Here is a 24,230-nt window from a genome sequence, read left to right as displayed (position 1 = left end):
GAGCTTGGAGCTTGGAGCTTGGAGCTTGGAGCTTGGAGCTTGGAGCTTGGAGCTTGGAGCTTGGAGCTTGGAGCTTGGAGCTGCTTAATTTTTCACCAGTTCGCCTTGCTTCCCCGTCGCCCCTTCTCTAGAATTGCGCCCCTTGCCCGGCGGGCGGTGCTCACGCGCCTGTCATCCGGCAAGACAAAACGAGAACTCACTCCTTGCCTGACCGCTTTGTCGGCAGGCTGCAACCCGTAAGGAGCATTTATGCGTCATTACGAAATCATCTTCCTGGTTCACCCGGACCAGAGCGAGCAAGTCGGCGGCATGGTCGAGCGTTACACCAAGCTGATCGAAGAAGACGGCGGCAAGATTCACCGCCTGGAAGACTGGGGCCGTCGTCAGCTGGCTTATGCCATCAACAACGTGCACAAGGCTCACTACGTGATGATGAACGTCGAGTGCAGCGGCAAAGCCCTGTCCGAGCTGGAAGACAACTTCCGCTACAACGACGCCGTTATCCGTAACCTGGTCATCCGTCGCGACGAAGCCGTCACCGGCCAGTCCGAGATGCTCAAGGCCGAGGAAAACCGCAGCGAGCGCCGTGAGCGTCGTGATCGCGTTGAAGCTACTGACGGCGCCGAAGGCGACGACAGTGACAGCAGCGACAACGCTGACGAGTAATTCCCGGATCTATTGAGGAGCCACTGTCATGGCACGTTTTTTCCGTCGTCGTAAGTTCTGCCGTTTCACCGCTGAAGGCGTGAAAGAGATCGATTACAAAGATCTGAACACCCTGAAGGCCTACATCTCCGAAACCGGCAAGATCGTTCCTAGCCGTATCACCGGTACCAAGGCCAAGTATCAGCGTCAGCTGGCTACCGCTATCAAGCGCGCCCGCTTCCTGGCCCTGCTGCCCTACACCGACAGCCACGGCCGTTGAGACCGGACGGTCGACAAGAAGTAAGGGATAGATCGCATGCGTGCCCTGGCTGAGTTCATCATGCGCGGCCGCATGCAGGCCACCCTGGTGGTGGTCGGTTCGGCAGCCTTGCCGCTGCTGTTCTGGTTGAGTGCCGCCGCGGGCAGCCTGGTGCTGCTGCGGCGGGGCCTGAACGATGCCTTGGGCATTCTCGTCTGGGCGGTACTGCCGGCTCTGGCCTGGTGGTACTTCGGCGAACCGCGCACCCTGTTGGTGTTGCTGGGATCGCTGGGGCTGGCACTGATCCTGCGTGCCAGCATGTCCTGGGTGCGTGTGTTGCTTGGCAGCGTCGTCGTGGGCCTGGTCTACGGCCTGGCGCTCGGGGCCGTGTTCGGCGAACCCATCGCGGCGATGGCGGCGGAGCTGCAGAAGCTCATGCCGCAGGCGCTCGAAGGGGTCTACCAGCAGTTGTCGGTAGACGAGCGGGCACGCCTGGAGGCCTTGCTGGCCCCGGTACTCACCGGTCTGTTGGCGGCACTGTTGCAGATCCTCAGTCTGCTCAGCTTGATGTTGGGGCGTTACTGGCAGGCGGCGTTGTACAACCCGGGTGGTTTCGGTCGCGAGTTTCGCGCGCTGAGATTGCCGCCGGCACTGGCGATCCTGCTGCTGGCGGGCATGCTGGTCGGTCCCAATCTGGGGCCTCAACTGGCCATGCTGACGCCGATCTGCAGCGTGCCGCTGGCATTTGCCGGGCTGGCCCTGCTGCATGGGCTGGGGCTCGCCAGGTTCTGGCTGATAGGGCTGTACGTGACGCTGCTGCTGTTCATGCAGCTGATCTATCCGTTGCTGGTGGTTTTGGCCGTTGTCGACAGTCTGATTGATTTTCGCGGTCGCCTGGCGCGCAAGAACGGCGCCGGACCTGCGAACGGTGAAGGTTAAAAGTTAAGAGGTAAGACTCAAATGGAAGTCATCCTGCTGGAAAAAATCGCCAACCTGGGCAACCTGGGCGACAAGGTGAATGTAAAAGGCGGTTACGCCCGTAACTTCCTCCTGCCGCAAGGCAAGGCCACTGCCGCTACCGCCGAGAACGTCGCTGCGTTCGAAGCCCGTCGCGCCGAGCTGGAGAAACTGGCTGCCGAGAAGAAAGCTTCCGCCGAAGCTCGCGCTGCCCAACTGTCCGAACTGGAAGTCACCATCACCGCTACCGCTGGCGATGAAGGCAAACTGTTCGGCTCCATCGGCACTGCCGACATCGCCGACGCTCTGACCGCCTCCGGCGTGGAAGTGGCCAAGAGCGAAGTCCGTCTGCCCAACGGTACCATCCGTCAGGTAGGCGAATACGACGTGGCCGTGCACCTGCACACCGACGTCGAAGCGACCGTCAAGCTGATCGTGGTCGCTGGCTGATCGGCCGCCCAGCGGGCTTGCACTCCGGTGCCGGCCTGCTAACAATTCGGGCACGTTTCCGTCTCGGCGGAACGTGCCCGTTGTTTTTCTGAAGCCCCGAAATCGAGCGTCATGAACGACATCACCACACCTGAGCAATACGATCTGGAAACCGCTGCCCTCAAGGTGCCGCCGCATTCCATCGAGGCCGAGCAGGCCGTGCTGGGCGGCCTGATGCTGGACAACAACGCTTGGGAGCGGGTACTCGATCAGGTCTCGGATGGCGATTTCTACCGCCATGACCACCGCCTGATCTTCCGTGCCATCTTCAAGCTGGCCGAACGCAACATGCCGTTCGACGTGGTGACCCTCTCCGAGCAACTGGACAAGGAAGGGCAGCTCAGCCAGGTTGGCGGGCTCGCCTATCTCGGCGAACTGGCCAAGAACACGCCGTCCGTGGCCAATATCAAGGCCTATGCGCAGATCATCCGCGAGCGGGCCACGCTACGTCAGTTGATCGGCATCAGCAATGAAATCGCCGATGCCGCCTACGCGCCTCAAGGGCGTACCGGCGAAGAAATCCTCGACGAGGCCGAGCGACTGATCTTCCAGATCGCCGAGGCACGGCCGAAGACCGGTGGTCCGGTCGGGATCAATGACATCCTGGTCAAGGCCATCGACCGCATCGATACGCTGTTCAATGCCGGCGACGCGATCACCGGCTTATCCACCGGCTTCACCGACCTGGACAACCAGACCAGTGGCCTGCAGCCGGCCGACCTGGTAATCGTCGCGGGCCGTCCGTCGATGGGTAAGACCACCTTCGCCATGAACTTGGTGGAGAACGCGCTGATGCGCAGCGACAAGGCGATCCTGGTGTATTCCCTGGAAATGCCTTCCGAATCCATCGTGATCCGTATGCTCGCCTCGCTCGGGCGTATCGACCAGACCAAAGTACGTGCCGGTCGCCTCGACGACGACGATTGGCCGCGCCTGACCTCGGCGGTCAACCTGCTCAATGACCGCAAGCTGTTCATCGACGATACCGCCGGCATTTCGCCCTCGGAAATGCGCGCACGCACGCGCCGACTGGCCCGCGAGCACGGTGAGATCGGCCTGATCATGGTCGACTACCTGCAACTGATGCAGATTCCCGGTTCCAGCGGCGATAGCCGGGTCAATGAGATTTCCGAAATCTCCCGCTCGCTGAAGGCGTTGGCCAAGGAGTTCAACTGTCCGGTGATCGCCTTGTCGCAGCTGAACCGCTCGCTGGAGCAGCGGCCGAACAAGCGCCCGGTGAACTCCGACTTGCGTGAATCCGGTGCGATCGAGCAGGACGCCGACATCATCATGTTCGTCTACCGGGACGAGGTGTACCACCCGGAGACCGAGTACAAGGGGGTCGCCGAAATCATCATCGGCAAGCAGCGTAACGGTCCCATCGGTACGGTGCGCCTGGCCTTCCTGGGCAAATATTCGCGCTTCGAGAACCTGGCACCCGGCTCGTACCAGTTCGACGACGAATAAGACGGGGAGTAGCGGCAAGCTTCAAGCGGCAAGAAAGCGGTAGGGTGCTTGACGAAGCGCCAGCTTGGACCCTCACACTGAGCAGCTTGCATTAGAATTCGTGCTCCTTTCGCCGGAGTTCCGCTATGCGCCCCCTCGTCGCCCACGTCGATCTCGCTGCCATCCGCCACAACCATGCCGTTGCCAGGCGCTGTGCGCCGGGGCGGCAGGTGTTTGCAGTGGTCAAGGCGAATGCCTACGGGCATGGCATTCTTGAGGTGGTCACGGCTTTGCACGATGAGGCCGATGGCTTTGCCGTGGCCTGCCTGGAGGAGGCCGCCGAGGTGCGCGGCATGCACGGTGAGGCGCGCATCCTGTTGTTGGAGGGCTGTTTCGAGCCGGCGGAATACCAGATGGCGGCCCGGCTGGGCCTGGATGTCGCCGTGCAGGGCGTCGAACAGGCGACTGCCTTGTTGGCCACCAGCGTGTCCCGGCCGCTGAATATCTGGCTCAAACTCGACAGCGGCATGCACCGCTTGGGTTTCTCTCCAGAGGCGCTGCGCGAATGGCATGGGCGTTTGCAGGGAGCGCAGCAGATCACCGAGCTGAACCTACTGAGCCATTTCGCTTGTGCCGACGAGCGCGGCCATCCGCTCACCGAACAGCAACTGGAATGCTTCCTCGACCAACTGGATCTGGATTTCACCCATCGCAGCCTGGCGAATTCCGCCGCCGTGCTGACGATTCCGGCCGCGCATATGGACTGGCTGCGACCGGGGATCATGCTCTACGGCGCTTCGCCGTTCGCCGAGCTGTCCGCTGCCGAACTGGGGCTGAAACCGGCGATGACCCTGGCCGCGCAGGTGATCGCCGTGCGCAATGTCGTGCCGGGTGACAGCGTGGGTTACGGCGCTACCTGGGTATCGCAACGGCCGGCGCGCATCGGCACGGTCAGTTGTGGCTATGCCGATGGCTATCCCCGCCATGCGCCGTCCGGTACTCCGGTCGTCGTCCGGGGAGCGCGCGTGCCGCTGGTCGGGCGGGTCTCCATGGATATGCTGGCGGTAGACCTGTCCGACGTACCGGACGCCGTGGTCGGCGACCCTGTCGAGCTGTGGGGCGCGCAACTGCCGGTGGACGAGATCGCCCGCGCCTGCGGGACCATCGGCTACGAGTTGCTGGCCAAGGTCACCGCGCGGGTACCTAGGCGTTACAGCGCCGCATAAGTGCGTTCACGGCAGGCCGCTCGGCACTTTCAGCACGTCCAATTGCAGGCAGGCGCTGTTGCTCAGGCCGTCATCCGCACCGCATAAGTGGAAACCCGAGCGCCCCTGCGTCTTCACCCGGTAGAGCGCTTCGTCGGCGGCCTTGTAGAGCGCGGCAAAATGCCCGCCATGCTGCGGGAACAGCGCCACGCCGATGCTGACGGTCACCGCCAGCCGTTCGGCGCCATAGCACACCGGCCGCGACAGTTCGGCGAGCAGGCGCTCGGCCACTTCACAGGCGTGATTCTCAGCGTTCGGCCCTCCGACCAGCACGGCGAATTCGTCGCCACCCAGGCGCGCCACCATGTCGTGACTGCGAACCTGCTGGCGTAGCCGCTGGGCGATGCTACGCAGCATCAGGTCGCCTGCATCATGGCCGTGCCGATCATTGATCGGCTTGAAATGATCGAGATCGATCAGCATCAGCGCCACGGATTCCTGCCGTCGCCTGGCTTCGGCCAAGCTACCTTCGACCCTTTCGATCAAGTAGCGGCGATTCGGCAGCTCGGTCAGCGGGTCGTGGAAGGCGGCGTGCCGCAGGTCCGCCTCGCGCTCCGACAGACGCTGGTTGGCCGCCGCCAGTTCGGCGGTGCGCCGGTCCACCGCGGCCTGCAGCTCGTCCGCGCTGGCCTGCATCTGGGCGAGGCGGGCGGTTTTCTCGCGATCGGCCTGTTCAAGCGCGGCAGCCTTCTCCTGTTTGAGAATCTGGATGCGATAGGCCAGGGCGAAGGAGAACAGGATGGATTCGGCGGCCACCGAAATCGGAAAGACGAACGCGTTCAACGGTGAAGGTTGCAGCAAGCCGGTCGCGCGTAGCAGCAGGATGCCGATGCTGCCCAGAACCAGGCCGTAGCCGCAGAGATACAGCAGCGCCGGAAAGAATCCCTGTCGCCAACGAATCAGGGCGGCGCCCAGCGCAGCAGGGATGCTGGAAAGCGACAGCAAGGCAATGAGCCATGCAGTCGGGCCGCGCAGGCCGAAAGCATCCAGCGCAATGGCGATGACATAGACAACGCAGGCCAGGCTCAGCAGACGGTGGGCCCAGCGGACGTGAACACGGGTCTGCAGGAGACTCTGGGTAAAGCGGCAGGCACAGAAGCCCCACACCGACGGCAGGGTGATGCGGTCCAGCCAGAAAGGCACCGCCGAGCCCGGCCAGAGATACTGGAAGCCGTGGCCGGTCATGCTGAGGATGAAGAGCAGTGCCCCGGCGGTCGCCAGCACGTACCAGAGATAGGCGCTGTCCCGCAGGCTGAAGAGGATGAACAGGTTGTACAGCAGCAAGGCGAAGATCACGCCGTAGACCAGACCGATCGCCAGGTTCTCGCGGGTGGCCGTCAGATCGAGGTCGGCCAGTTGCCAGACCCGTAGCGGGAAGGAATTGCCGGCCGGGTCGTAGGTACGCAGGTAGAAGGTCGACGCTTCTTCAGTCAGTGCTGGAAGGCGGAAAACGGCACGTCGATAGGGATGGTCGCGCCCTTCGGCGAAGCCGACGCGTTCGCCGGACTGGCGCATCCGCCAGCCGCCTTGCTCATCGGGAAAGAACACCTGGAGGTCCAGCAGAGTGACGGCCCCGACTTCCAGCCACCATTCCCGCGGTGCGTCGTCGGCGCGCTGCAATTGCACCTTCACCCACCACGGGTTGCGGCTCTGCCCGACGCTGGCACGGCCGTCGGCGGGGCGGAAGCGCGCCTGTACAGTGGGGGCGGCCATGTCATCGATGGTCAGGGAGCCATCGACGTCCTCGAGCAGCTCGATACGGTCGTTCAGCCCCGTGCCGCTGCTGTCGCGGGTCAATTCAATGGGAGCGGCATGCGCCGTACCGAAGGTGGCCAGCAAGCCTAGCCAACAGAAGAACAAGGTGATCGTGCGCCGCACCCCAGGCTCCTTGTGCCTGACAGGTCAGGCGCCGTTTTTGGGGCGAGTATAGCCTTTGGCTATTACATGAGCCGCAAAGTATCCCGTCCCGGTGGAGGCAGGCGACGGATGGAAATCCGAGCGAGGATGTCGGTTTTTGCGAGGCTCGCTCCCGGTAACGGGGCTCCAGGAGGCGAGCGGAACGGCGGTAAACCTGAGTGGCCGGGTCGGACTTGTTCAATTTTTGTGCTATATTCCGCGCCCGCGTTTTTTCGAGTCTCCCTGGTCACGCCATGCAAGCCGCCAAGCCGCTGTTCGACTATCCGAAATACTGGGCCGAATGCTTCGGGCCTGCACCTTTCCTGCCGATGAGCCGGGAAGAAATGGACCAGTTGGGCTGGGATTCCTGCGACATCATCATCGTGACCGGCGATGCCTACGTCGATCACCCCTCGTTCGGCATGGCCATCATCGGCCGCCTGCTGGAGGCTCAGGGCTTCCGCGTCGGCATCATCGCCCAGCCGGACTGGCGCTCGAAAGACGACTTCATGACGCTCGGTGAGCCGAACCTGTTCTTCGGCGTGGCGGCGGGCAACATGGACTCGATGATCAACCGCTACACCGCGGACAAGAAAATCCGTTCGGACGATGCCTACACCCCCGGCGGCGAAGCCGGCAAGCGCCCGGACCGTGCCAGCCTGGTCTACAGCCAGCGCTGCAAGGAAGCCTACAGCCATGTGCCGGTGGTGCTCGGCGGCATCGAGGCCTCGCTGCGCCGCATCGCCCACTACGACTACTGGCAGGACAAGGTGCGCCGCTCCATCCTGATGGACGCCACTGCCGACATCCTCCTCTATGGCAACGCCGAGCGCGCCGTGGTGGAAATCGCCCAGCGGCTGTCCCGTGGCGAGTCCATCGGCACCATCACCGATATCCGCGGCACCGCCTTCATCCGCCGCGATACCCCCGAGGGCTGGTTCGAGATCGACTCCACGCGCATCGATCGGCCGGGCAAGATCGACAAGATCATCAACCCCTACGTCAACACCCAGGACACTGCCGCCTGCGCCATCGAGCAGGAAAAGGGCACGGGGCCGGCGGACGACCCGAACGAGGCCAAGGTGGTGCAACTGCTGCCGCATCCGAAGCTCGAGCGCGACAAGACGGTGATCCGCCTGCCGTCCTTCGAGAAAGTGCGCAACGATGCAGTGCTCTACGCCCATGCCAACCGCGTGCTGCATTTGGAGACCAATCCGGGCAACGCCCGTGCGCTGGTGCAGAAGCACGGCGACATGGACATCTGGCTGAACCCGCCGCCGATCCCGATGACCACCGAAGAGATGGACTACGTGTTCGGCCTGCCCTATGCCCGCGTGCCGCACCCGGCCTACGGCAAGGCGAAGATTCCGGCCTACGAGATGATCCGCTTCTCGGTGAACATCATGCGCGGCTGCTTCGGCGGCTGTACCTTCTGCTCCATCACCGAGCACGAGGGGCGCATCATCCAGAGCCGTTCGGAGGACTCGATCATTCGGGAGATCGAGGAAATCCGCGACAAGGTGCCGGGCTTCACCGGGGTGATTTCCGACCTGGGCGGCCCGACCGCCAACATGTACCGCATCGCCTGCAAGAGCCGCGAGATCGAGTCGGCCTGCCGCAAGCCGTCCTGCGTCTACCCGGGCATCTGCGACAACCTCGACACCGACCACTCGGCGCTGATCCAGCTCTATCGCTCGGCTCGCGCCCTGCCCGGGGTGAAGAAGATCCTCATCGCTTCCGGCCTGCGCTACGACCTCGCGGTGGAATCGCCGGAATACGTCAGGGAACTGGTGACCCATCACGTCGGCGGCTACCTGAAGATCGCCCCGGAGCATACCGAGGAAGGGCCTCTGACCAAAATGATGAAGCCGGGCATCGGCACCTATGACCGCTTCAAGCAAATGTTCGAGAAATTCTCGAAGGAGGCGGGCAAGGAGCAGTATCTGATCCCGTACTTCATCGCCGCGCACCCGGGCACTACCGACGAGGACATGATGAACCTTGCCCTCTGGCTCAAGCGCAACGGTTTCCGCGCCGACCAGGTACAGGCCTTCTACCCGTCGCCCATGGCCACCGCGACCGCCATGTACCACTCGGGCAAGAACCCGCTGCGCAAGGTGACCTATAAAAGCGATGGGGTGAACATCGTCAAGAGTGACCGCCAGCGCCGCCTGCACAAGGCCTTCCTGCGCTACCACGATCCGAACAACTGGCCGATGCTGCGCGAGGCGTTGAAGGATATGGGCCGCGCCGACCTGATCGGCAACGGCAAGCACCAACTCATCCCGGCATTCCAGCCGGCGGTGGATGGGGGTTACCAGAGCGCACGGCGGAAGAACTCCACCCCGGCGGGCAGCAAAAAGGGCGGCACGCCCCTGTTGACCCAGCACACCGGTCTGCCACCCCGCGCCAGCGACGGTTCCAAGCCCTGGACCAAGAACGAGCAGGGTAAGGCTGCCGCCTTCGCCAAGGGCAAGAAGAAGCCCGGCAAACGCCCCCACGCTCCGCGCTGATTGCTCCCATGCGGGCCGTCGGGGCGAGTTCATTCGTCCGACGGGGGGAATTGGGCGAATGAATTGCCCCTACGCGCCGCCTTGCCTTGTAGGAGCGAGCTCTGCTCGCGAATGGGGGCGCAAAGTCTTCGCCAGCAGGACTGGCTCCTGCGAAGGCGACGAATACACCACAGCTTTCGTCAGCGCGCTTGGTCTGTCTTGAAATTGGTACTATAGTACCAATCAAAATAACCATAACCGGAGTCGTGCCATGCGTAGCGCCGCCTTGCCTGTGGTCGCCCTGTCCGTGCTGCTCGTTGCCTGCGGCGAACAGGCGCCGGGGACCCACCTGGATTTCCAGAAAGACCTGCAGGCCCGCCTGATCAAGGCCAAGCCGGGTAGCGTCATCGAGATTCCTGCCGGTACCTACCAGCTCGACCGTAGCCTGAGTCTCAAGGTCAGCGGCGTGACACTGCGCGGCGCAGGCATGGACAAGACCATCCTCAACTTCAAGGGGCAGAAGTCCGGGGCCGAAGGGCTGCTGGTGGATGCTTCGGACTTCACCATCGAAGACCTGGCCCTGGAGGACACCAAGGGCGATGCGCTCAAGGTGGTGGGGGGCAAGAATATTGTCATCCGCCGAGTGCGTACCGAATGGACCAATGGCCCGGCCACTGAGAATGGCGCCTACGGCATTTATCCGGTGCAGACCGAGAACACCCTGATCGACGGCAGCGTCGCCATCGGTGCGTCGGATGCCGGCATCTATGTCGGCCAGTCGCGCAACGTGGTGGTGCGCAACAGCCGCGCCGAGCGCAACGTCGCCGGCATCGAGATCGAGAACACCATCGGCGCCGACGTCTACGACAACGTCGCCACCGGCAACACCGGTGGCATCCTGGTGTTCAACATGCCCAACCTGCCGCAGCCGGGCTATGCCACGCGGGTCTACCGCAACCGGGTCGAGGGCAACAACCACAAGAACTTCGGCCACAAGGGCACGCCGGTGGCCAGCGTGCCGGCGGGATCGGGGGTGGTGATCAACTCCAACGACCAGGTGGAAATCTTCGACAACGACATCGGCGAGCACAAGACCGCCAACGTGATCATCAGCAGCTACTTCAGCACCGGCTACACCGAGCTTTCCACCACCGAGGATTTCGATCCCTATCCCGAGGGCATCTACATCCACGGCAACCGTTTCGGGCCGGGCGGCGACAGCCCCGATCACCTCGATCTGAAGGCGCTGAAGATCACCCAGTTCGGCCTCAACGGTCGTTTGCCGGACATCCTTTGGGATGGCTACTTCGATCCGAAGAAACAGGTCGACGGCCGCCTGCCGCCGGAGCTGGCCATTTGCGTCGACAATGGGGAGGCCGGGCTGATCAACGTCGACGCGCCGAACGACTTCAAGAACATCAGCACCGACATCACCCCGCATCGCTGCCAATTGGCCAAGCTGCCGGCGGTGCATCTGGCCCTGGGAGAGCCCGGGGCATGAGGGGCCTGCTGCCGCTGCTCGCCGGCCTGTTGCTCGCTGCCTGTGGCGAAGCGCCGGCGCCTCTGTACCTGCCGCAGGGCGAGGATTACCCGGAAGCCCTGTCCGCCTGGGGCATGCTGCACAGGGTGGACGGCCATCTGCAGCCGAATGCCGAGGTGTTGCCGTACGACCTCAACACGCCGCTGTTCAGCGATTACGCGCACAAGATGCGCACCGTCTGGATGCCAAAGGGGGAGGCGGCTGTCTATGCCGAGGCGCGTTTCGATTACCCGGTCGGCACGGTGTTGACCAAGACCTTCTACTACCCGAAGGACGAACAGGGCGACCTGCTGCGCACCAACCTGTCGGTATACGACCCGCAACATGGCCTCGACCTGAAACGGGTGCGCCTGGTGGAGACGCGCATCCTGCTGCATCAGCGGGATGGCTGGGTGGCGCTGCCTTATGTCTGGGATGCGGATCAGCGCGATGCCCACCTGGAGTGGGCCGGCGCCAGCGAGGCGATAACGCTGGTGAGTGATACGGGCCAGGCGCTGGCGGTGGACTACCAGGTGCCCGATGCCAACCAGTGCGCCGGTTGCCACGAAGAACGCCACGGCTCGGGAACCCAGCCGCTGGGGCCGAAGGCGCGGCACCTGAACAAGGACTTCGCTTACGCTGACGGCGTACACAACCAGCTCGTACAGTGGCAGCAGCGCGGCCTGCTCAAGGGACTTCCGGCTGGCCTGGCCGGCGTTCCGCAGAATGCCCTGTTCGGCCAGCCGCGCGCCGGGGAAAGCCTGGAGCAGCAGGCCCGCAGCTACCTGGACGCCAACTGTTCTCACTGTCACAACCCACAGGGGCCGGCGCGGACGTCCGGGCTGCTGCTCGACCCGGCGACTCCCTTCGGCATCCGCTACGGCCGTTGCAAACAGCCGGTGGCGGCCGGCAAGGGTTCCGGCAATCGCCTGGTCGATATCCAGCCCGGCGCCCCGGATGACTCGATCCTCATCTACCGCCTGGAAAGCCTCGACCCCAGCGCGATGATGCCGGAACTGGGCCGCTCCACCGCCCACGCGGAAGGCGTTGAGCTGGTGCGGCGCTGGATCGCCAGCCTGGAGGGCGGCTGCTCGTAGTCGCCCTGTTTTCGTGCGGTGGCGGTGCGCCGTGACGGGCTGTGCTCCGTTGTGGGGCGCGCGCACGGTGCCGATACGGCGTGGCACCGCTGGATCGATGGCATAACTCTTGCGCTGCCTGGATGACGTCCAGGGTCTATAGTCTCGAGCCGTTTCCGGCTGCGACTGATTCAGTCCGGCGGACGCTTTGCGCCCTGCGCACCCACGAGACACTGCCTCCGAGCCACCAATGCCCGATCTGCTCGCCGCCCTCCCGCACGACACGCGGGCCTACCATGAACTGCTCGACGCCAGCGGCCAGGTCCGCCCCCATTGGCGCCGGTTCCACCAGCACCTGATGCGCAGCAACCCGGCGCAACTGAGTCAGCGCCAGGCGCTGGTGGCGCGGCAGATTCAGGAAAACGGCATCACCTATAACGTCTACGCCGACCCCAAGGGCACCGACCGGCCTTGGGAACTGGACCTGCTGCCGAACCTGATCGACGCCGAAGAGTGGCGCGGCATCGCCGCCGGCGTGGCGCAGCGGGCACGCCTGCTGGATACCGTCCTGGCCGACCTCTATGGCCCGCAACGGCTGCTGCGCGAGGGGCTGCTGCCGACCGAACTGGTGTTCGGCCACAACAATTTCCTCTGGCCCTGCCAGGGTATCCAGCCACCGGGCGGGACCTTCCTGCATGTCTACGCGGCGGATCTGCGCCGCGCGCCGGACGGCCGCTGGTGGGTCATCGCCGACCGCACCCAGGCCCCCTCTGGTGCCGGCTATGCCTTGGAAAACCGGCAGATCGTCTCGCGTACCTTCCCCGAGCTATTTCGCGAACTGCGCGTGCAGCACCTGGCGAGCTACTTTCGTACCCTGCGCGAGACCCTGGTCAGCCAGGCGCCCTGCGAGGCAGGGGAAACGCCGTTGGTCGTCCTGCTGACGCCGGGGCGCTTCAACGAAACCTACTTCGAACACCTCTACCTGGCTCGCCACCTGGGTTTCCCGCTGGTGGAAGGCCACGATCTGACGGTGCGCGATGCCACCCTCTACCTGAAGACCCTCGGAGGCCTGCGCCGCGTACATGCACTGCTGCGCCGGCTGGACGACGATTTCTGCGATCCGCTGGAGTTGCGCAGCGACTCGGCCCTTGGCGTGCCCGGCCTGCTCGAAGCAGTGCGTCAGGGGAGGGTGCTGGTGGCCAACGCGCTGGGCTCCGGGGTACTGGAATCGCCGGGTCTGCTCGGTTTCCTGCCGAAGATCCAGGAGCACCTGTTCGGCAACGAGCTGCTGCTGCCCTCCATCGCCACCTGGTGGTGCGGCGAGCCGCCGGTGCTGGAGCAGGCGCTGGACAAACTCGCCGATCTGCTGGTGCTGCCAGCTTTTCCCTCGCAGAGCTTCGCCCCGGTGTTCGCCAACAGTCTCGACGAGACTGGGCTGGCCAAGCTGGCGGCGCGCCTGCGGGCGCGGCCCTATGCCTATGTGGCGCAGGAAGTGGCGCAACTGTCCCAGGCGCCGGTCTGGCAGAACGACCGCCTGCAATCGCGCGCCATTGGCATGCGTGTCTATGCGGTGGCCAGCGCCGACGGCTACCGCGTACTGCCCGGCGGGCTGACCCGCGTCGCCGCCGAGGCGGGTGCCGACGTGGTGGCCATGCAGAGCGGTGGCGGCAGCAAGGACACCTGGGTGCTGGCCGGCCGCGAAGCGCTCGGCGAACCGCTGCGCCCGCGTCCGCTGGGCGTACAGGACATCGTGCGGCGCGATCCCTACCTGCCGTCGCGGGTGGTGGAAAACCTGTTCTGGTTCGGGCGCTACGCCGAGCGCTGCGATGACCTCAGCCGCCTGCTACGAGTAATCCTGGTGCGCTATGTGGATGACGACGACGAGCCGCTGGCGCTGGAGGCAGCGGTCGATCTGGCCGCGCAGCTCGGCCTGTTGTCCGAGGAAGGCGAGTTGGAAGCGCGGCTGTTCCAGGCCTTGATCGGCGAGGACTGGCCGTTCAGCCTGCGGGCCAACCTGCAGCGCCTGAACGGCTCGGCAACCCAGGTACGTGGGCGGCTGTCGCGGGAGAACTGGCACGCGCTGGTGGAAATCCAGCGCGAAACCCCTCTGGTCGAGCGCGACGAAGGCGACCTCGGCGAACTGCTGGATTTCCTCAACCGTTTGCTGATGTCGCTCTCGGCGCTGTCCGGTTTCGCCCTGGACGACATGACCCGCGACGACGGCTGGCGCTTCCTGATGATCGGCCGGCGCATCGAGCGCCTGCAGTTCCTCGCCGAGGTCATCGCCGGGTTCCTGCTCGGCCGCGCGGCGCAGGACCAGGCCGGCCTCGAATGGTTACTGGAGCTGGGCAACAGCACTATCACCTACCGCTCGCGCTACCAGGCCGTGCCCCAATTGATCCCGGTGCTCGACCTGCTGCTGCTCGACGAGCAGAACCCGCATGCCGTGATGTTCCAGTTGAGCGAGCTGAAGCGCGCGTTGCAGCAACTCAGCGACGACTTCGGCGGCCCGCCGGAAGTGGGCCTCGATCTGCTCGGCGAACGCCTGCGCGCCGTGGACTTGGGCACCCTCGACAGCCCGCTGTTCGGTGAGGCCGGGATGCGCGCCGTGCTCGACGGGCTGAGCGACCTGCTGCGGGAAATTGCTGAGGCGGCCGGGCAGCTTTCCGATCGCCTCACCCTGCGCTATTTCGCCCATGTCGACGCCAGCCAGCAGACGGTTTCGCTATGACCTCTTCCGACAAACGCCTCGGGGCCAGCGCCCGCTACCGGGTCATGCACGATACCCACTACCGCTACGCCGCGCCGGTCTCCCTGGCGCAGCAACTGGCGCACCTGTGGCCGCGCAAAAGCCCCTGGCAGCGCTGCCTGAGCCGGCAATTGACGATCAGCCCGGAGCCGACCCGGCGGCGAGACGAGCAGGACGTGTTCGGCAACCCGCTGACCCGCCTGGCCTTCGAACGTCCCCACGGCGAACTCGAAGTCGGCGCGCGTCTGGAGGTGGAAGTGCTGGCCCGGCCGGCGATCGATCTCGCCGCTTCGCCACCTTGGGAAAGCGCGCGCGACAGCCTCGGCTACAGCGGCCAGCCTCTGGATACCGAGCGCCTGGAAGCCAGCCGCTTCCGCTTCGAATCGCCGGCCGTGCGGATAAAGCATGCTTTCGTGCTGTTCGCCGACGATTGCTTCACGCCCGGCCGGCCGTTGTTGCAGGCGGTGGAGGCATTGATGCGCAAGATTTTCACCGACTTCACCTTCGACCCGGCTGCCACCCAGGTAGCGACGCCGTTGCTGGACGTGCTGGAAAAGCGCCGCGGCGTCTGCCAGGACTTCGCCCACCTGATGCTCGCCTGCCTGCGCTCCCGTGGGCTGGCGGCCCGCTACGTCAGCGGTTACCTGCTGACCCAGCCGCCACCCGGCCAGCCCCGGCTGATTGGCGCCGACGCCTCGCATGCCTGGGTGTCGGTGTATTGCCCGCGTTTCGGTTGGGTGGACTTCGACCCGACCAATGCCGTGCTGCCGAACCTGGAACACATCACCCTGGCCTGGGGGCGCGACTTCGCCGACGTGTCACCGCTGCGTGGGGTGATCCTCGGCGGCGGCAGCCATGACCCGGAGGTGCGGGTGACGGTGTTGCCTGTCGACGAAACGGAGCGTTAGCGGAGGCAGGCGAGGGGCAGGTTAAACGCTTCGCCAGCAGCGCTGGCTCCGAAGTGGGGCCGGTGTAGGGAAATGCGCTGTCCCGGATTGCGCTGACGCTTATTCGGGCTACGGCTTTTGTGTGGAGCAGCGCCTTGCCTTGTAAAAGCGGGCTCTGCTCGCGAACGGGGACGGACTCACGCCTGTTTTCGCTCCGGCGTATCCAGCGCCTTCAGTGTCTGGCGGGTCAGGGTCAGCCAGTGTTGATGCAGATTGCGGTAATGGCGCGGGGCGCGGCGGGCGTAGGCTTCGATCTGTTCCAGGAGGGTGCGCGCTTCGCCGGTGCGGCCCAGGCGGATGAGCATCTGGGCGTAGTGATAACGTGCTTCCGGCCCGGCGTAGTAGCTGGCCAGAGCCCCGTATTCCTCTTCAGCCTTGGCGATTTCGCCGAGCTGGTCGAGGGTGCGGGCATACAGCAAGTGGCCATCCGCCGAACGGTATTGCGGGTTGTGCTGGATCAGCCGCTCCAGGCTGAGGCGGCAGCCCTGGGCGTCGCCCTGGCCGAATTGTGCACGGGCCAGCCCCAGAAGAATCGACGGGTCCTGTTCGTGCATGCCGCGCAGCGCCGCCTGGTAGTGCTCGCCGGCTTCGGCGAAACGCTCCAGCCGGGCCAGCTCGTCGGCCAGTTGCACGCGGCTCTCGTGGGTGTCGCGCAGACTCAGCTCGTCGCGCAGTGCCCGCAGGTGGCGCTCCGGGTCGATGTGGTCGTGCAGGCGGTTCACCGCATGGCGGCCGGTGCGGCTGCCGAGGATGTCCGGCAGCATGATGCCGAGGAAGTAGATGAGGCAGCCGAGGCCGGGGAGGCTGATAATCAGGAACAGCCAGTAGCGTTCCTGTCCGGTGCGGACCACGTGCAGGCCGCAGGCGACCTGGCAGGCAATGACTAGCAGAGCGAGTAGAGGCATAAGGATGGCATCCGTGCGGAGATGCCGCCTATGTAGCACGCTGCTCGATACCCCGCCAGCCGCTTACATCCGGAGCGTGAGAGCGGTCACCCTCATCGTTTCGCTGTCGCCTCGACGAACGCCCTCACCACCGGAGGCAGCCGGCCGGCCAGGGCGGCGCGCTCCGGCTGGAACAGGGTGGCGACGAAGAACGGATGACCCTCCAGCTCGATGCCCCGGGCGTCGCCCTGATCATCGGTGGCTGTGATGCGCAACGGGCCATCGGTCAGCGCCTCGCGGAACGCCGGATTGAGGCCGAAGCGGCAGCGGTAGCCTTCCTCCGCCTCCAGGGCGCCGTAGGCGCGGGCCAGAAGGCTGTCGGCGACGAAACGCACCGGGCCGAGGGCTTCCACCAGGGCGCAGGCCAGCGGCTGGATCACCTGTCGAGCGCCTTCCGGGTCGAGCTCCGCATGGGCAGCATCGCTCCAGCCGAGCGCGCTGCGAGCGTACTCCAGCAGCGCATGCTGGAAGCCGCCGCAGGTGCCGAGGAAGGGCACGCCGGTTTCGCGGGCATGGCGGATGGCGAGGAGGGCGCCGTCGGTGTTGCGATAAGGGCTGGCGGGGACGCACCAGAGGCCATCGAAGCCGGCCAGGCATCCGGTGCTGTCGATGCGCTCGGTGGGGAGCCATTCGGCTTCGATGGGGAAGTCCAGCGTAGCCGCGGCGAGGTCGAAGGCCAGGGGAATCGCCCGGTGGGCAGTGACATCGGAGTCATGATCGCCAATCAGACCGAAGCGGAGGCTGCGCATGTCGAAGTCCTTTCTGGTGAGCTGCGAAGCGCCATACTGTGCGCTTCGCCGTGGCGCGGTTCAACTCAGCGCTCTCAGGATTTGAACGCCGGCGCGAAGGTCGCCGGGTCGACGTACTGGGCGAGGAAGTCCTCCAGGCGCTTGCCCGGTTCCAGCGGGTAGTGTTCGTCCTGCGGGTTGAGGTCGATCACCCGGTCGATGCGGAAGTTGCGGAAGTCACCGCGTAGCTCGCACCAGGTGGACAAGGTCCAGACCTGCCCCCAGAAGAACAGGCCGAGCGGCCAGATGCAGCGTTGGGTGATGGCTTCGCTCTCGCTGCGGTAGGTCAGCCAGAGCTTGCGCCGTTCGCGGATGGCCTGGCGGAAGGTGCCGATCCAGTGGTTGGCGAAGGGGCGTCCGCTGGGGGCGAACAGGCGGTTGCCGTTGAGTTCGTCACGCAGGCTGGCCGGCAGCACGCCGTGGATTTTCGCCAGCGCCGACTGCGCCGCCCGCTGCAGGGCGGGGTCGGCCCAAGCCTGGACCATGCGCGCGCCGATCACCATGGCTTCGATTTCGTCGCGGTCGAACATCAGCGGCGGCAAGTCCATGGTGTGGCGCAGTACATAACCCACGCCGGCCTCGCCCTCGATGGGCACGCCGGACAGGGACAGGTCCTGGATGTCGCGGTAAATGGTGCGCACCGACACTTCCAGCCGCTCGGCCAGCCACTGCGCGGTGGTCAGCCGGCGGCTGCGCAGGAACTGCACGATCTGGAACAGTCGGTCGGCGCGCCTCATCGTCTCTCCTGATCCGGCGTCTGTGCCGGGAATCCTGGCGGTCAGCTCATGCTGTGCAGGCCGACCTGATTGCCTTCGCTGTCCTGGATCACGGCGATGAAGCCGTGCGGGGCGATGGAGGTCCTGGGTTGCAGGACTTCGCCACCGGCGCCGGGCACCCGGTCGAGAACCGCGTCCAGCTTGCCTTCGGCGTTCAGGTAGACGCGCGTACCGCCGGCACCGGCCCGATGGTCCGGCGATTCTACGATACTGCCGCCGACGCCGTGCTCATGATCGGCGGGAAATAGGCCCATGCGTCCGCCCATGCCGTCGATCACCTCCAGGGAAACATCCAGGGCGGTTTCATAGAAACGGCGGGCGCGTTGGAAGTCGTTGACGTACAGATCGAACCAGTGAATGGCGTGCATGATGCTCTCCTTGATCTCGGTGGGGCGGCGCTCGGCGAGCGCCGTTACGGAAAGCACCTTAAAGGGGGGCTGCTGACAGCTTACTGTCAGCAGTGTTGTGTATCCCATAGGGCGAATTCATTCGCCCGACTAGGTATTGCTGGAAGGTCCTGAGCCAAACCGATTACTGAGTTTCGCAGACACTGCTTGTTTCGCCCCCCGGCGAGTTACTTCTGGCATTCGCCCCAGAAGGTAACCAAGAGGGCTTGCCCCGGCATCCGGGTCTCACTACGTTCGACTTCCCTCCCTCCATCGCCGTTCCGGGGGCCAGCGCGAGGGGCCATCCCTGGCCAATCGCGCCTCTCGCGGCATCCATGCCGCTCGTCCCCCTACACGACGATTCCGCTCGGCCTCCTGACGGGGCTCCGGTGTTGGCCCCACCTTTTTCGCAAGCCCTCAGACAATGACAAAGCGTCAGGATCACTTCGCTACATCGGGTGGCACGAATCTCCCCTCTCACCATCAGGGAAGAGGGACCCAGGGGAGAGGGGATTGGCCTCGTACCCGGGGAAGGTCGTGCTGGATAGATCCATCAAAAGCCACAACAGCAGACCCCCATTCACCGAGCCGGCGTCACCCGCCAGACCGTGTTGCCGACATCGTCGGCCACCAGCAGCGCGCCGGGCTTGTCCACCGCTACGCCGACGGGCCGCCCCAGGGCGTCGCCGTCGTCGTTGACGAAGCCGGTGAGGATGTCCTGCGCATCGCCCGCGGGCTGGCCGTTCATGTCGAAGGGGACGAAGATCACCTTGTAGCCGCTGCGGGGCTTGCGGTTCCAGGAGCCGTGCTGGCCGACGAAGGCGCCGTTGCGGTAGCGTTCCGGCAGCAGGTCGCCCTGGTAGAAAGTCAGCCCGAGCGAGGCGGTGTGGGCGCCAAGGGCGTAGTCCGGGACCAGTGCCTTGGCCACCAGCTCCGGTTTCTGCGGCTGGACCCGCTCGTCCACGTGCTGGCCGTAGTAGCTGTAGGGCCAGCCGTAGAAGCCGCCGTCTTTCACCGAGGTCATGTAGTCGGGCACCAGGTCGCTGCCGATTTCGTCGCGCTCGTTCACCGCCACCCAGAGCGCGCCGCTCTGCGGTTGCCAGGAAAGACCGTTGGGGTTGCGCAGGCCGGAGGCGAACAGGCGCGTAGCACCGGTCTGCGGGTCGATCTCCAGCACCGCCGCGCGATTGACCTCGTTTTCCATGCCGTTCTCGGCGACGTTGCTGTTGGAGCCGACCGTGGCATACAGGCGCGAGCCGTCCCGGCTGGCGATCAGGTCCTTGGTCCAGTGGTGGTTGATAGGGCCGCCCGGCAGGTCGGCGACTTTCTCGCCCTTGGCGTCGATGCGCATGTCGCCTTCGCGGTAGGGGAAGCGCATTACCGCGTCGGTATTGGCGACATAGAGCGTGTCGCCCACCAGGGCCATGCCGAACGGCGAGTTCAGCCCTTCGAGGAAGACGCTGCGGGTTTCCGCCACGCCGTCGCCGTCCGCATCGCGCAGCAGGCTGATGCGGTTGGCGCTGGGGACGCCGGCACCGGCGCGTTTCATCACCTTCTTCATCACCCAGCCACGGATGCCCTTGTTGTCCTCGGGCTTGGGCGGGGCGTTGGTCTCGGCAACCAGCACGTCGCCGTTGGGCAGCACATGCAGCCAGCGCGGATGATCGAGGCCGCTGGCGAAGGCATTCACCGCCAGGCCGGGGGCGGCGGTGGGCCTGGCGCCTTCGGGCCACCCCTTGGCCGGCGCGATGTGTACGGTGGGGATCAGCGATTCGTTCGGCGGCGGCAGCGTCGGCTGGCGGCCGTAGCTGTCTTCGATGGGCAGTTTCGCCGTATCGCCGCAGGCGGCGGTCAGGCTCGCCAGCAAGACGGTCAGAACCAGAGGGAGCGGGTTGCCAGACATGTCCTTTCTCCAGGCGGATGGCTCACCTCTGGTCCGACCCCCGTGCCTGGCCAGGGTTCAGGCGGTCCGCGTCACTCCGTCACCTCGAAGCGTAGCGTGCCGATCTGCTGGCCCACTTCGGTCACCACGCGAATCTGCCAGTCGCCGGCGGGGTGTTCGGGGAAGTTCTGCTTGTGGGTCCAGGCGCGGTAGCCCGCTTCGCGCCCGCCCCGGATATCCAGCGCGATGCGCTCCACGACCTGGCCGTTGTGAATCCAGACGTGCTGGATGCGCTCGTGCAGACCGCGGGGCGCGTTGATCGCGGTGTAGGCGTAGAGCCCCTGGCTGCGTAGCTGGGCCACGCTGATCTGCCTGATGCTCTGGCCCGGCGCGCGGTTTGCGTCGTCCAGTTGCAGGGTCACCGCCACTTCGGTGAGCCACAGCGTGGCCGGCGGTACCCAGAGCCGCGCCAGCCAGCCGACCGCACCGAGCACCAGGCACAGCCCCACCACCGCCAGCGCGCGCTGCCAGCCGCGCAGTTGCAGGGTGCTGGCGAGGCTGGGAAAGGACAGCAGCACGGCGGTGCCCAGGGCCAACTGGTAGCTTTGCGGTGTGCTCAGTTGGAGCAGGATCGGCAGGGCGGTGAGGATCACCGCGAACAGCGTCAGGGTGTGATAAGCGAGGTAAACCCAGCGCCGCGCCGCCAGCCAGCGGTAGTACAGCGGATCGAGGATCGACACCAGGGCCGCGCTGGCCAGCAGGCCGGTGAATAGCGCCTGACCGCTGTTCCAGGCGGTGGTGACGAAGAAAAACGGCAGGACGAAGAACAGGCTTTCCTGGTGAATCATCTGCGTCGCATAGCGCAGCAGCGGTGGCGGCAGCTCCCAGCCGAACCAGCGGATGAAGCATTGCCGCAGGCTGTTTTCCAGCATCAGCCAGACCCAGCTCACCAGCATGACCACGGCGATGACCTTGGCCAGGTTGGTCTGGCGGTCCACCAGCAGAAAGCTGGCGACACCGGACACGAAGCCGAACAGCGCCACGGTGCCGGGGTAGCGCTGGAGCAGGGTTTGCGCGAGGGAGATGAAGCGGAGCAGGCGGTTTTTCCAGGTGATCATGCGCTGTTGTTCTTCTGGCGCCGGTGGCGGCGAGGGCCGGACCGGTCGGGTACATCGGGCGGCGCCGGTCCGGCGCAAGGGTTCGTGTCGCTTTGGACCCTCGCCGCACAGTCCTGTGCGAGCGGAGCGGCCGTCAACTGGGTTCCGTGGCCAGCAGGCGCTCCAGTTTATCGCGGCTGCCGGGAATCTCCGGCAGGCGAATGCGGAACTGCGTCTGCACCACATCCAGCAATTCATCCACCGTGGCCAGTTCGCGTTTCTCCGACGCACCGCCCAGGTGGTGCAGGGTATAGCGGCTGTTGTGCAGGGCATGGCGCAGTCCCGGCTCCGTGCGTGCCAGCATCAGGCCGGTGACGAAGTGGGATTGCGGGTGGTGCGACAGGTACCAACTGGCCAACTGGTAATCGGGTAACTGCTGCTCCTGCAGGTCGAACTGGTACAGGGTGCGCCAATCCCCGGCGACCAGGGCTTGCAGGGTATACAGACCGTCCGCGTGGAGGAGACGGAAGGGTTCGTGGGGCGTCGCCTGCTCCACGTCGGGCACGAGCTTCAGCGGCGCCGTCTGGGTCAGCCCGCCGAAACCGACGTCGGCGAGGTAGTCGCCCTCATCCAGGCGGACCCGCAGCAGCATGTGGGTGCGTGGCGTCTGCACATGGTCCGGCTGGTTCAGGCGTACCCGCGCGGCGAGGCCCGTCACTTCGAAGCCCAGGGCCTGGAGCATCCGGCTGAACAACAGGTTGTGCTCATAGCAGTAGCCGCCCCGGCCACGATGGATGAGCTTGTCCTCCAGGGCAGGCTGGTCCAGCTCCACGGGTTCGCCGAGGAAAGGCGACAGGTTCTCGAATGGAATCGCTTCGGTGTGCAGGGCATGCAACTGGCGCAGGGTATCCAGCGTCGGCTGCGGGTCGCCGCGATAGCCGATGCGGTTGAAATAAGCGGCGAGGTCGGGCGTTTGGTCCATGTCATCGGCTCCTGGGTGGGCGGTCAATCGCAGGCGCTGTCCTGCGCGTGGCTGGCCAGCTTCTCCGACAGGCTGCGGGTGATCTTCCGCATGTCGGCGTCGGCACGTTGGAAACCATAGACGCTGAGCGGGAAATCCAGCGGCTGCTGGATCGCCCAGATTTTCTCGTGCTCATGGGGCGGCAGGATCTGCGCCGGATCGCCCACCGCCACCCAACCGATGGGCACGGTGGCACCGGGCTCGAGGCGCGTCTTCAGGTGCACCACGCCATTGATGCGCACCTCGCTGCCCTTGCCGACATGCGCCGAATGGAAAATCGCCGCGCCGGTGGCGACGAAGACTTCCTCTTCCAACGTGCAACCCACCAGATGCGTGTTCGGGCCGACCAGACAATGGTCGCCGATGCTCAGGCTGTGTCGCTCGCTGCTGCGCAGCACGGCGTTCTCCATGACGATGCAGTCGCGGCCGAGGCGGATCGAGCCACCCTCGGCGATCACCTGGGCGCCAAACAGGATGCGGCAGCCCGGCCCGATGCTCACATCGCCGCAGATCACGGCATTGGGCGCGACATAGGCGCTGGGATCGATGCGGGGCGAATGGCCGTTATGGGCGAGCAACATGGACACCTCCGTTCAGCGGGGTTGGCGGTCTACCCATTTGGGTGCGACCGTCGGCTGCCAGGCGGCGAGCCGGTCGATCAGCTCCGCCGGGTCCTCGCTGCGCTGCAACATGGCGCGGTGATGGTCACGAACGAAGCGCTCCGCCACCAGGTGGTCGAGGAAACCGGCAAGCTTGTCGTAGAAGGCATTCACGTCCAGCAGGCCGAGCGGCTTGGCGTGGTAGCCGAGCTGGCCCCAGGTCCAGACTTCGAACAATTCCTCCAGCGTGCCGAGCCCGCCGGGCAGGGCGATGAAGGCGTCGCTCAGCTCGGCCATGCGGGCCTTGCGCGCATGCATGCCGGACACCACTTCCAGACGGCTCAGGCCGGGGTGGCCGATCTCCGTATCCTGCAGGCTCTGCGGGATGATCCCGATCACCTCACCGCCGGCGGCCAGGGCGGCATCCGCCACCGTACCCATCAGGCCCACGGCACCGCCGCCGTAGACCAGCGTCAGGCCACGCTCGGCGAGATGCCGGCCGAGGTTCTCGGCGGCCTCACGGTAAACCGGGTTGGCGCCGGGGCTGGCGCCGCAGAAAACGCATACGGAACGCAAGGACATCGTCTACTCCGCGGGGACAAAGGCCACAGAGTACCGGCTGAGTCCATGTGGACCAAGCGTCAGGCTTCGGGACAGCTTCCGCTGGCGCCGGAGGCATAGGCGGCGAGCAGGCTGCGCAACAGGGCGTTGAGGTGCATGGCGCGGACTCCTGGAAAATTGAGTGACGCCGCCATGCTAGGGGACGGGATGGACGAGGGCCCGTTGATTGTCTCGATGGGGCCGATAGCTCAGGTCACTTGCAGCAACTCGCCCGGCGTCATCCCGGACAGGCCGGACATTTCCCCCCAATCACCGCATAACCGTAGGAGCCAGCTTGCTGGCGAACAGGGCCGTTTGGCATTCAATCCAGACCACCTCCCGGATTGCGCCGAGGCTTATTCGGGCTACGGGAGGGAGGTATGGCGATGCTCCGCAG

The 24,230-nt window shown here is 65.3% G+C and carries 21 protein-coding genes; 11 read left to right on the top strand and 10 right to left on the bottom strand.

Features of this window, described 5'->3' with window-relative positions:
• The first annotated feature begins 249 nt into the window (after positions 1 to 249).
• The 6 genes from rpsF to alr all read left to right on the top strand — a co-directional run bounded on the left by rpsF (position 250) and on the right by alr (position 5,022).
• Entirely contained in the window at positions 250 to 666 is a 417-nt protein-coding gene (gene rpsF, locus BZL41_RS12750; RefSeq protein ID WP_084332797.1) for a 30S ribosomal protein S6, read from the top strand.
• A gap of 28 nt (positions 667 to 694) precedes the next feature.
• Entirely contained in the window at positions 695 to 925 is a 231-nt protein-coding gene (rpsR, locus tag BZL41_RS12745) for a 30S ribosomal protein S18 (protein WP_084332796.1), read from the top strand.
• A 36-nt stretch (positions 926 to 961) separates the two neighbouring features.
• Entirely contained in the window at positions 962 to 1,843 is an 882-nt protein-coding gene (locus tag BZL41_RS12740) for a hypothetical protein (RefSeq protein WP_095599645.1), read from the top strand.
• Between the two features lie 21 nt (positions 1,844 to 1,864).
• A complete protein-coding gene (gene rplI, locus BZL41_RS12735) occupies positions 1,865 to 2,311 on the top strand; it encodes a 50S ribosomal protein L9 (protein WP_095599644.1) in 447 nt (148 codons plus the stop codon).
• A gap of 111 nt (positions 2,312 to 2,422) precedes the next feature.
• Complete coding sequence (dnaB, locus tag BZL41_RS12730; protein ID WP_084332793.1) at positions 2,423 to 3,817, top strand: replicative DNA helicase; 1,395 nt, start codon at positions 2,423 to 2,425, stop codon at positions 3,815 to 3,817.
• Between the two features lie 125 nt (positions 3,818 to 3,942).
• Positions 3,943 to 5,022 carry an alanine racemase gene (gene alr / locus BZL41_RS12725; RefSeq protein ID WP_095599643.1) on the top strand — a complete coding sequence of 360 codons (1,080 nt, stop codon included), beginning with the start codon at positions 3,943 to 3,945 and terminating at the stop codon, positions 5,020 to 5,022.
• Positions 5,023 to 5,028: 6 nt separating this feature from the next.
• Here alr and BZL41_RS12720 read toward each other — a convergent pair whose 3' ends face one another.
• On the bottom strand, positions 5,029 to 6,939 hold the full coding sequence (locus tag BZL41_RS12720) for a diguanylate cyclase (protein ID WP_095599642.1): 1,911 nt from the start codon (positions 6,937 to 6,939) through the stop codon (positions 5,029 to 5,031).
• Between the two features lie 272 nt (positions 6,940 to 7,211).
• Between BZL41_RS12720 and BZL41_RS12715 the strand changes: the two genes are divergently transcribed.
• The 5 genes from BZL41_RS12715 to BZL41_RS12695 all read left to right on the top strand — a co-directional run bounded on the left by BZL41_RS12715 (position 7,212) and on the right by BZL41_RS12695 (position 15,701).
• Positions 7,212 to 9,470 carry a YgiQ family radical SAM protein gene (locus BZL41_RS12715; RefSeq protein WP_095599641.1) on the top strand — a complete coding sequence of 753 codons (2,259 nt, stop codon included), beginning with the start codon at positions 7,212 to 7,214 and terminating at the stop codon, positions 9,468 to 9,470.
• Between the two features lie 250 nt (positions 9,471 to 9,720).
• Positions 9,721 to 10,950 carry a parallel beta-helix domain-containing protein gene (locus BZL41_RS12710; RefSeq protein ID WP_095599640.1) on the top strand — a complete coding sequence of 410 codons (1,230 nt, stop codon included), beginning with the start codon at positions 9,721 to 9,723 and terminating at the stop codon, positions 10,948 to 10,950.
• A complete protein-coding gene (locus tag BZL41_RS12705) occupies positions 10,947 to 12,065 on the top strand; it encodes an SO2930 family diheme c-type cytochrome (protein ID WP_095599639.1) in 1,119 nt (372 codons plus the stop codon). The genes BZL41_RS12710 and BZL41_RS12705 overlap by 4 nt, the downstream gene beginning before the upstream one ends.
• Positions 12,066 to 12,294: 229 nt before the next feature.
• Positions 12,295 to 14,775 carry a circularly permuted type 2 ATP-grasp protein gene (locus BZL41_RS12700; protein WP_095599638.1) on the top strand — a complete coding sequence of 827 codons (2,481 nt, stop codon included), beginning with the start codon at positions 12,295 to 12,297 and terminating at the stop codon, positions 14,773 to 14,775.
• Positions 14,772 to 15,701 carry a transglutaminase family protein gene (locus BZL41_RS12695; protein WP_095599637.1) on the top strand — a complete coding sequence of 310 codons (930 nt, stop codon included), beginning with the start codon at positions 14,772 to 14,774 and terminating at the stop codon, positions 15,699 to 15,701. Before BZL41_RS12700 ends, BZL41_RS12695 begins: the two co-directional genes overlap by 4 nt.
• Positions 15,702 to 15,877: 176 nt before the next feature.
• Here BZL41_RS12695 and BZL41_RS12690 read toward each other — a convergent pair whose 3' ends face one another.
• The 9 genes from BZL41_RS12690 to BZL41_RS12650 form a co-directional block, all read right to left on the bottom strand.
• Positions 15,878 to 16,645 carry a tetratricopeptide repeat protein gene (locus BZL41_RS12690; RefSeq protein ID WP_095599636.1) on the bottom strand — a complete coding sequence of 256 codons (768 nt, stop codon included), beginning with the start codon at positions 16,643 to 16,645 and terminating at the stop codon, positions 15,878 to 15,880.
• Positions 16,646 to 16,737: 92 nt separating this feature from the next.
• Positions 16,738 to 17,433, bottom strand: a complete 696-nt coding sequence (locus BZL41_RS12685) for a CTP synthase (protein WP_095599635.1) — start codon at positions 17,431 to 17,433, stop codon at positions 16,738 to 16,740.
• Positions 17,434 to 17,507: 74 nt separating this feature from the next.
• Positions 17,508 to 18,209, bottom strand: a complete 702-nt coding sequence (locus tag BZL41_RS12680; protein ID WP_084332784.1) for a YafY family protein — start codon at positions 18,207 to 18,209, stop codon at positions 17,508 to 17,510.
• Between the two features lie 41 nt (positions 18,210 to 18,250).
• A complete protein-coding gene (locus BZL41_RS12675) occupies positions 18,251 to 18,616 on the bottom strand; it encodes a VOC family protein (RefSeq protein ID WP_095599634.1) in 366 nt (121 codons plus the stop codon).
• 598 nt (positions 18,617 to 19,214) lie between these two features.
• On the bottom strand, positions 19,215 to 20,537 hold the full coding sequence (locus tag BZL41_RS12670) for a sorbosone dehydrogenase family protein (protein ID WP_095599633.1): 1,323 nt from the start codon (positions 20,535 to 20,537) through the stop codon (positions 19,215 to 19,217).
• 71 nt (positions 20,538 to 20,608) lie between these two features.
• Entirely contained in the window at positions 20,609 to 21,634 is a 1,026-nt protein-coding gene (locus BZL41_RS12665) for a DUF5924 family protein (protein ID WP_095599632.1), read from the bottom strand.
• 133 nt (positions 21,635 to 21,767) lie between these two features.
• Positions 21,768 to 22,595 (bottom strand): arylamine N-acetyltransferase, encoded by an 828-nt coding sequence (locus BZL41_RS12660; RefSeq protein WP_095599631.1) that lies wholly within the window; start codon positions 22,593 to 22,595, stop codon positions 21,768 to 21,770.
• 23 nt (positions 22,596 to 22,618) lie between these two features.
• The gene (locus tag BZL41_RS12655; RefSeq protein ID WP_095599630.1) at positions 22,619 to 23,215 is read right to left on the bottom strand and encodes a gamma carbonic anhydrase family protein; all 597 of its coding nucleotides are present in this window, start codon (positions 23,213 to 23,215) and stop codon (positions 22,619 to 22,621) included.
• Positions 23,216 to 23,227: 12 nt separating this feature from the next.
• On the bottom strand, positions 23,228 to 23,815 hold the full coding sequence (locus tag BZL41_RS12650; protein WP_095599629.1) for a TIGR00730 family Rossman fold protein: 588 nt from the start codon (positions 23,813 to 23,815) through the stop codon (positions 23,228 to 23,230).
• Between the last annotated feature and the right edge of the window lie 415 nt (positions 23,816 to 24,230).

The organism is Pseudomonas sp. PIC25, assembly GCF_002286785.1.
GTDB lineage: Bacteria > Pseudomonadota > Gammaproteobacteria > Pseudomonadales > Pseudomonadaceae > Pseudomonas_M.
The sequence above is the reverse complement of the archived record's forward strand: the minus strand, read 5'-3'. Positions and strand labels throughout refer to the sequence as shown.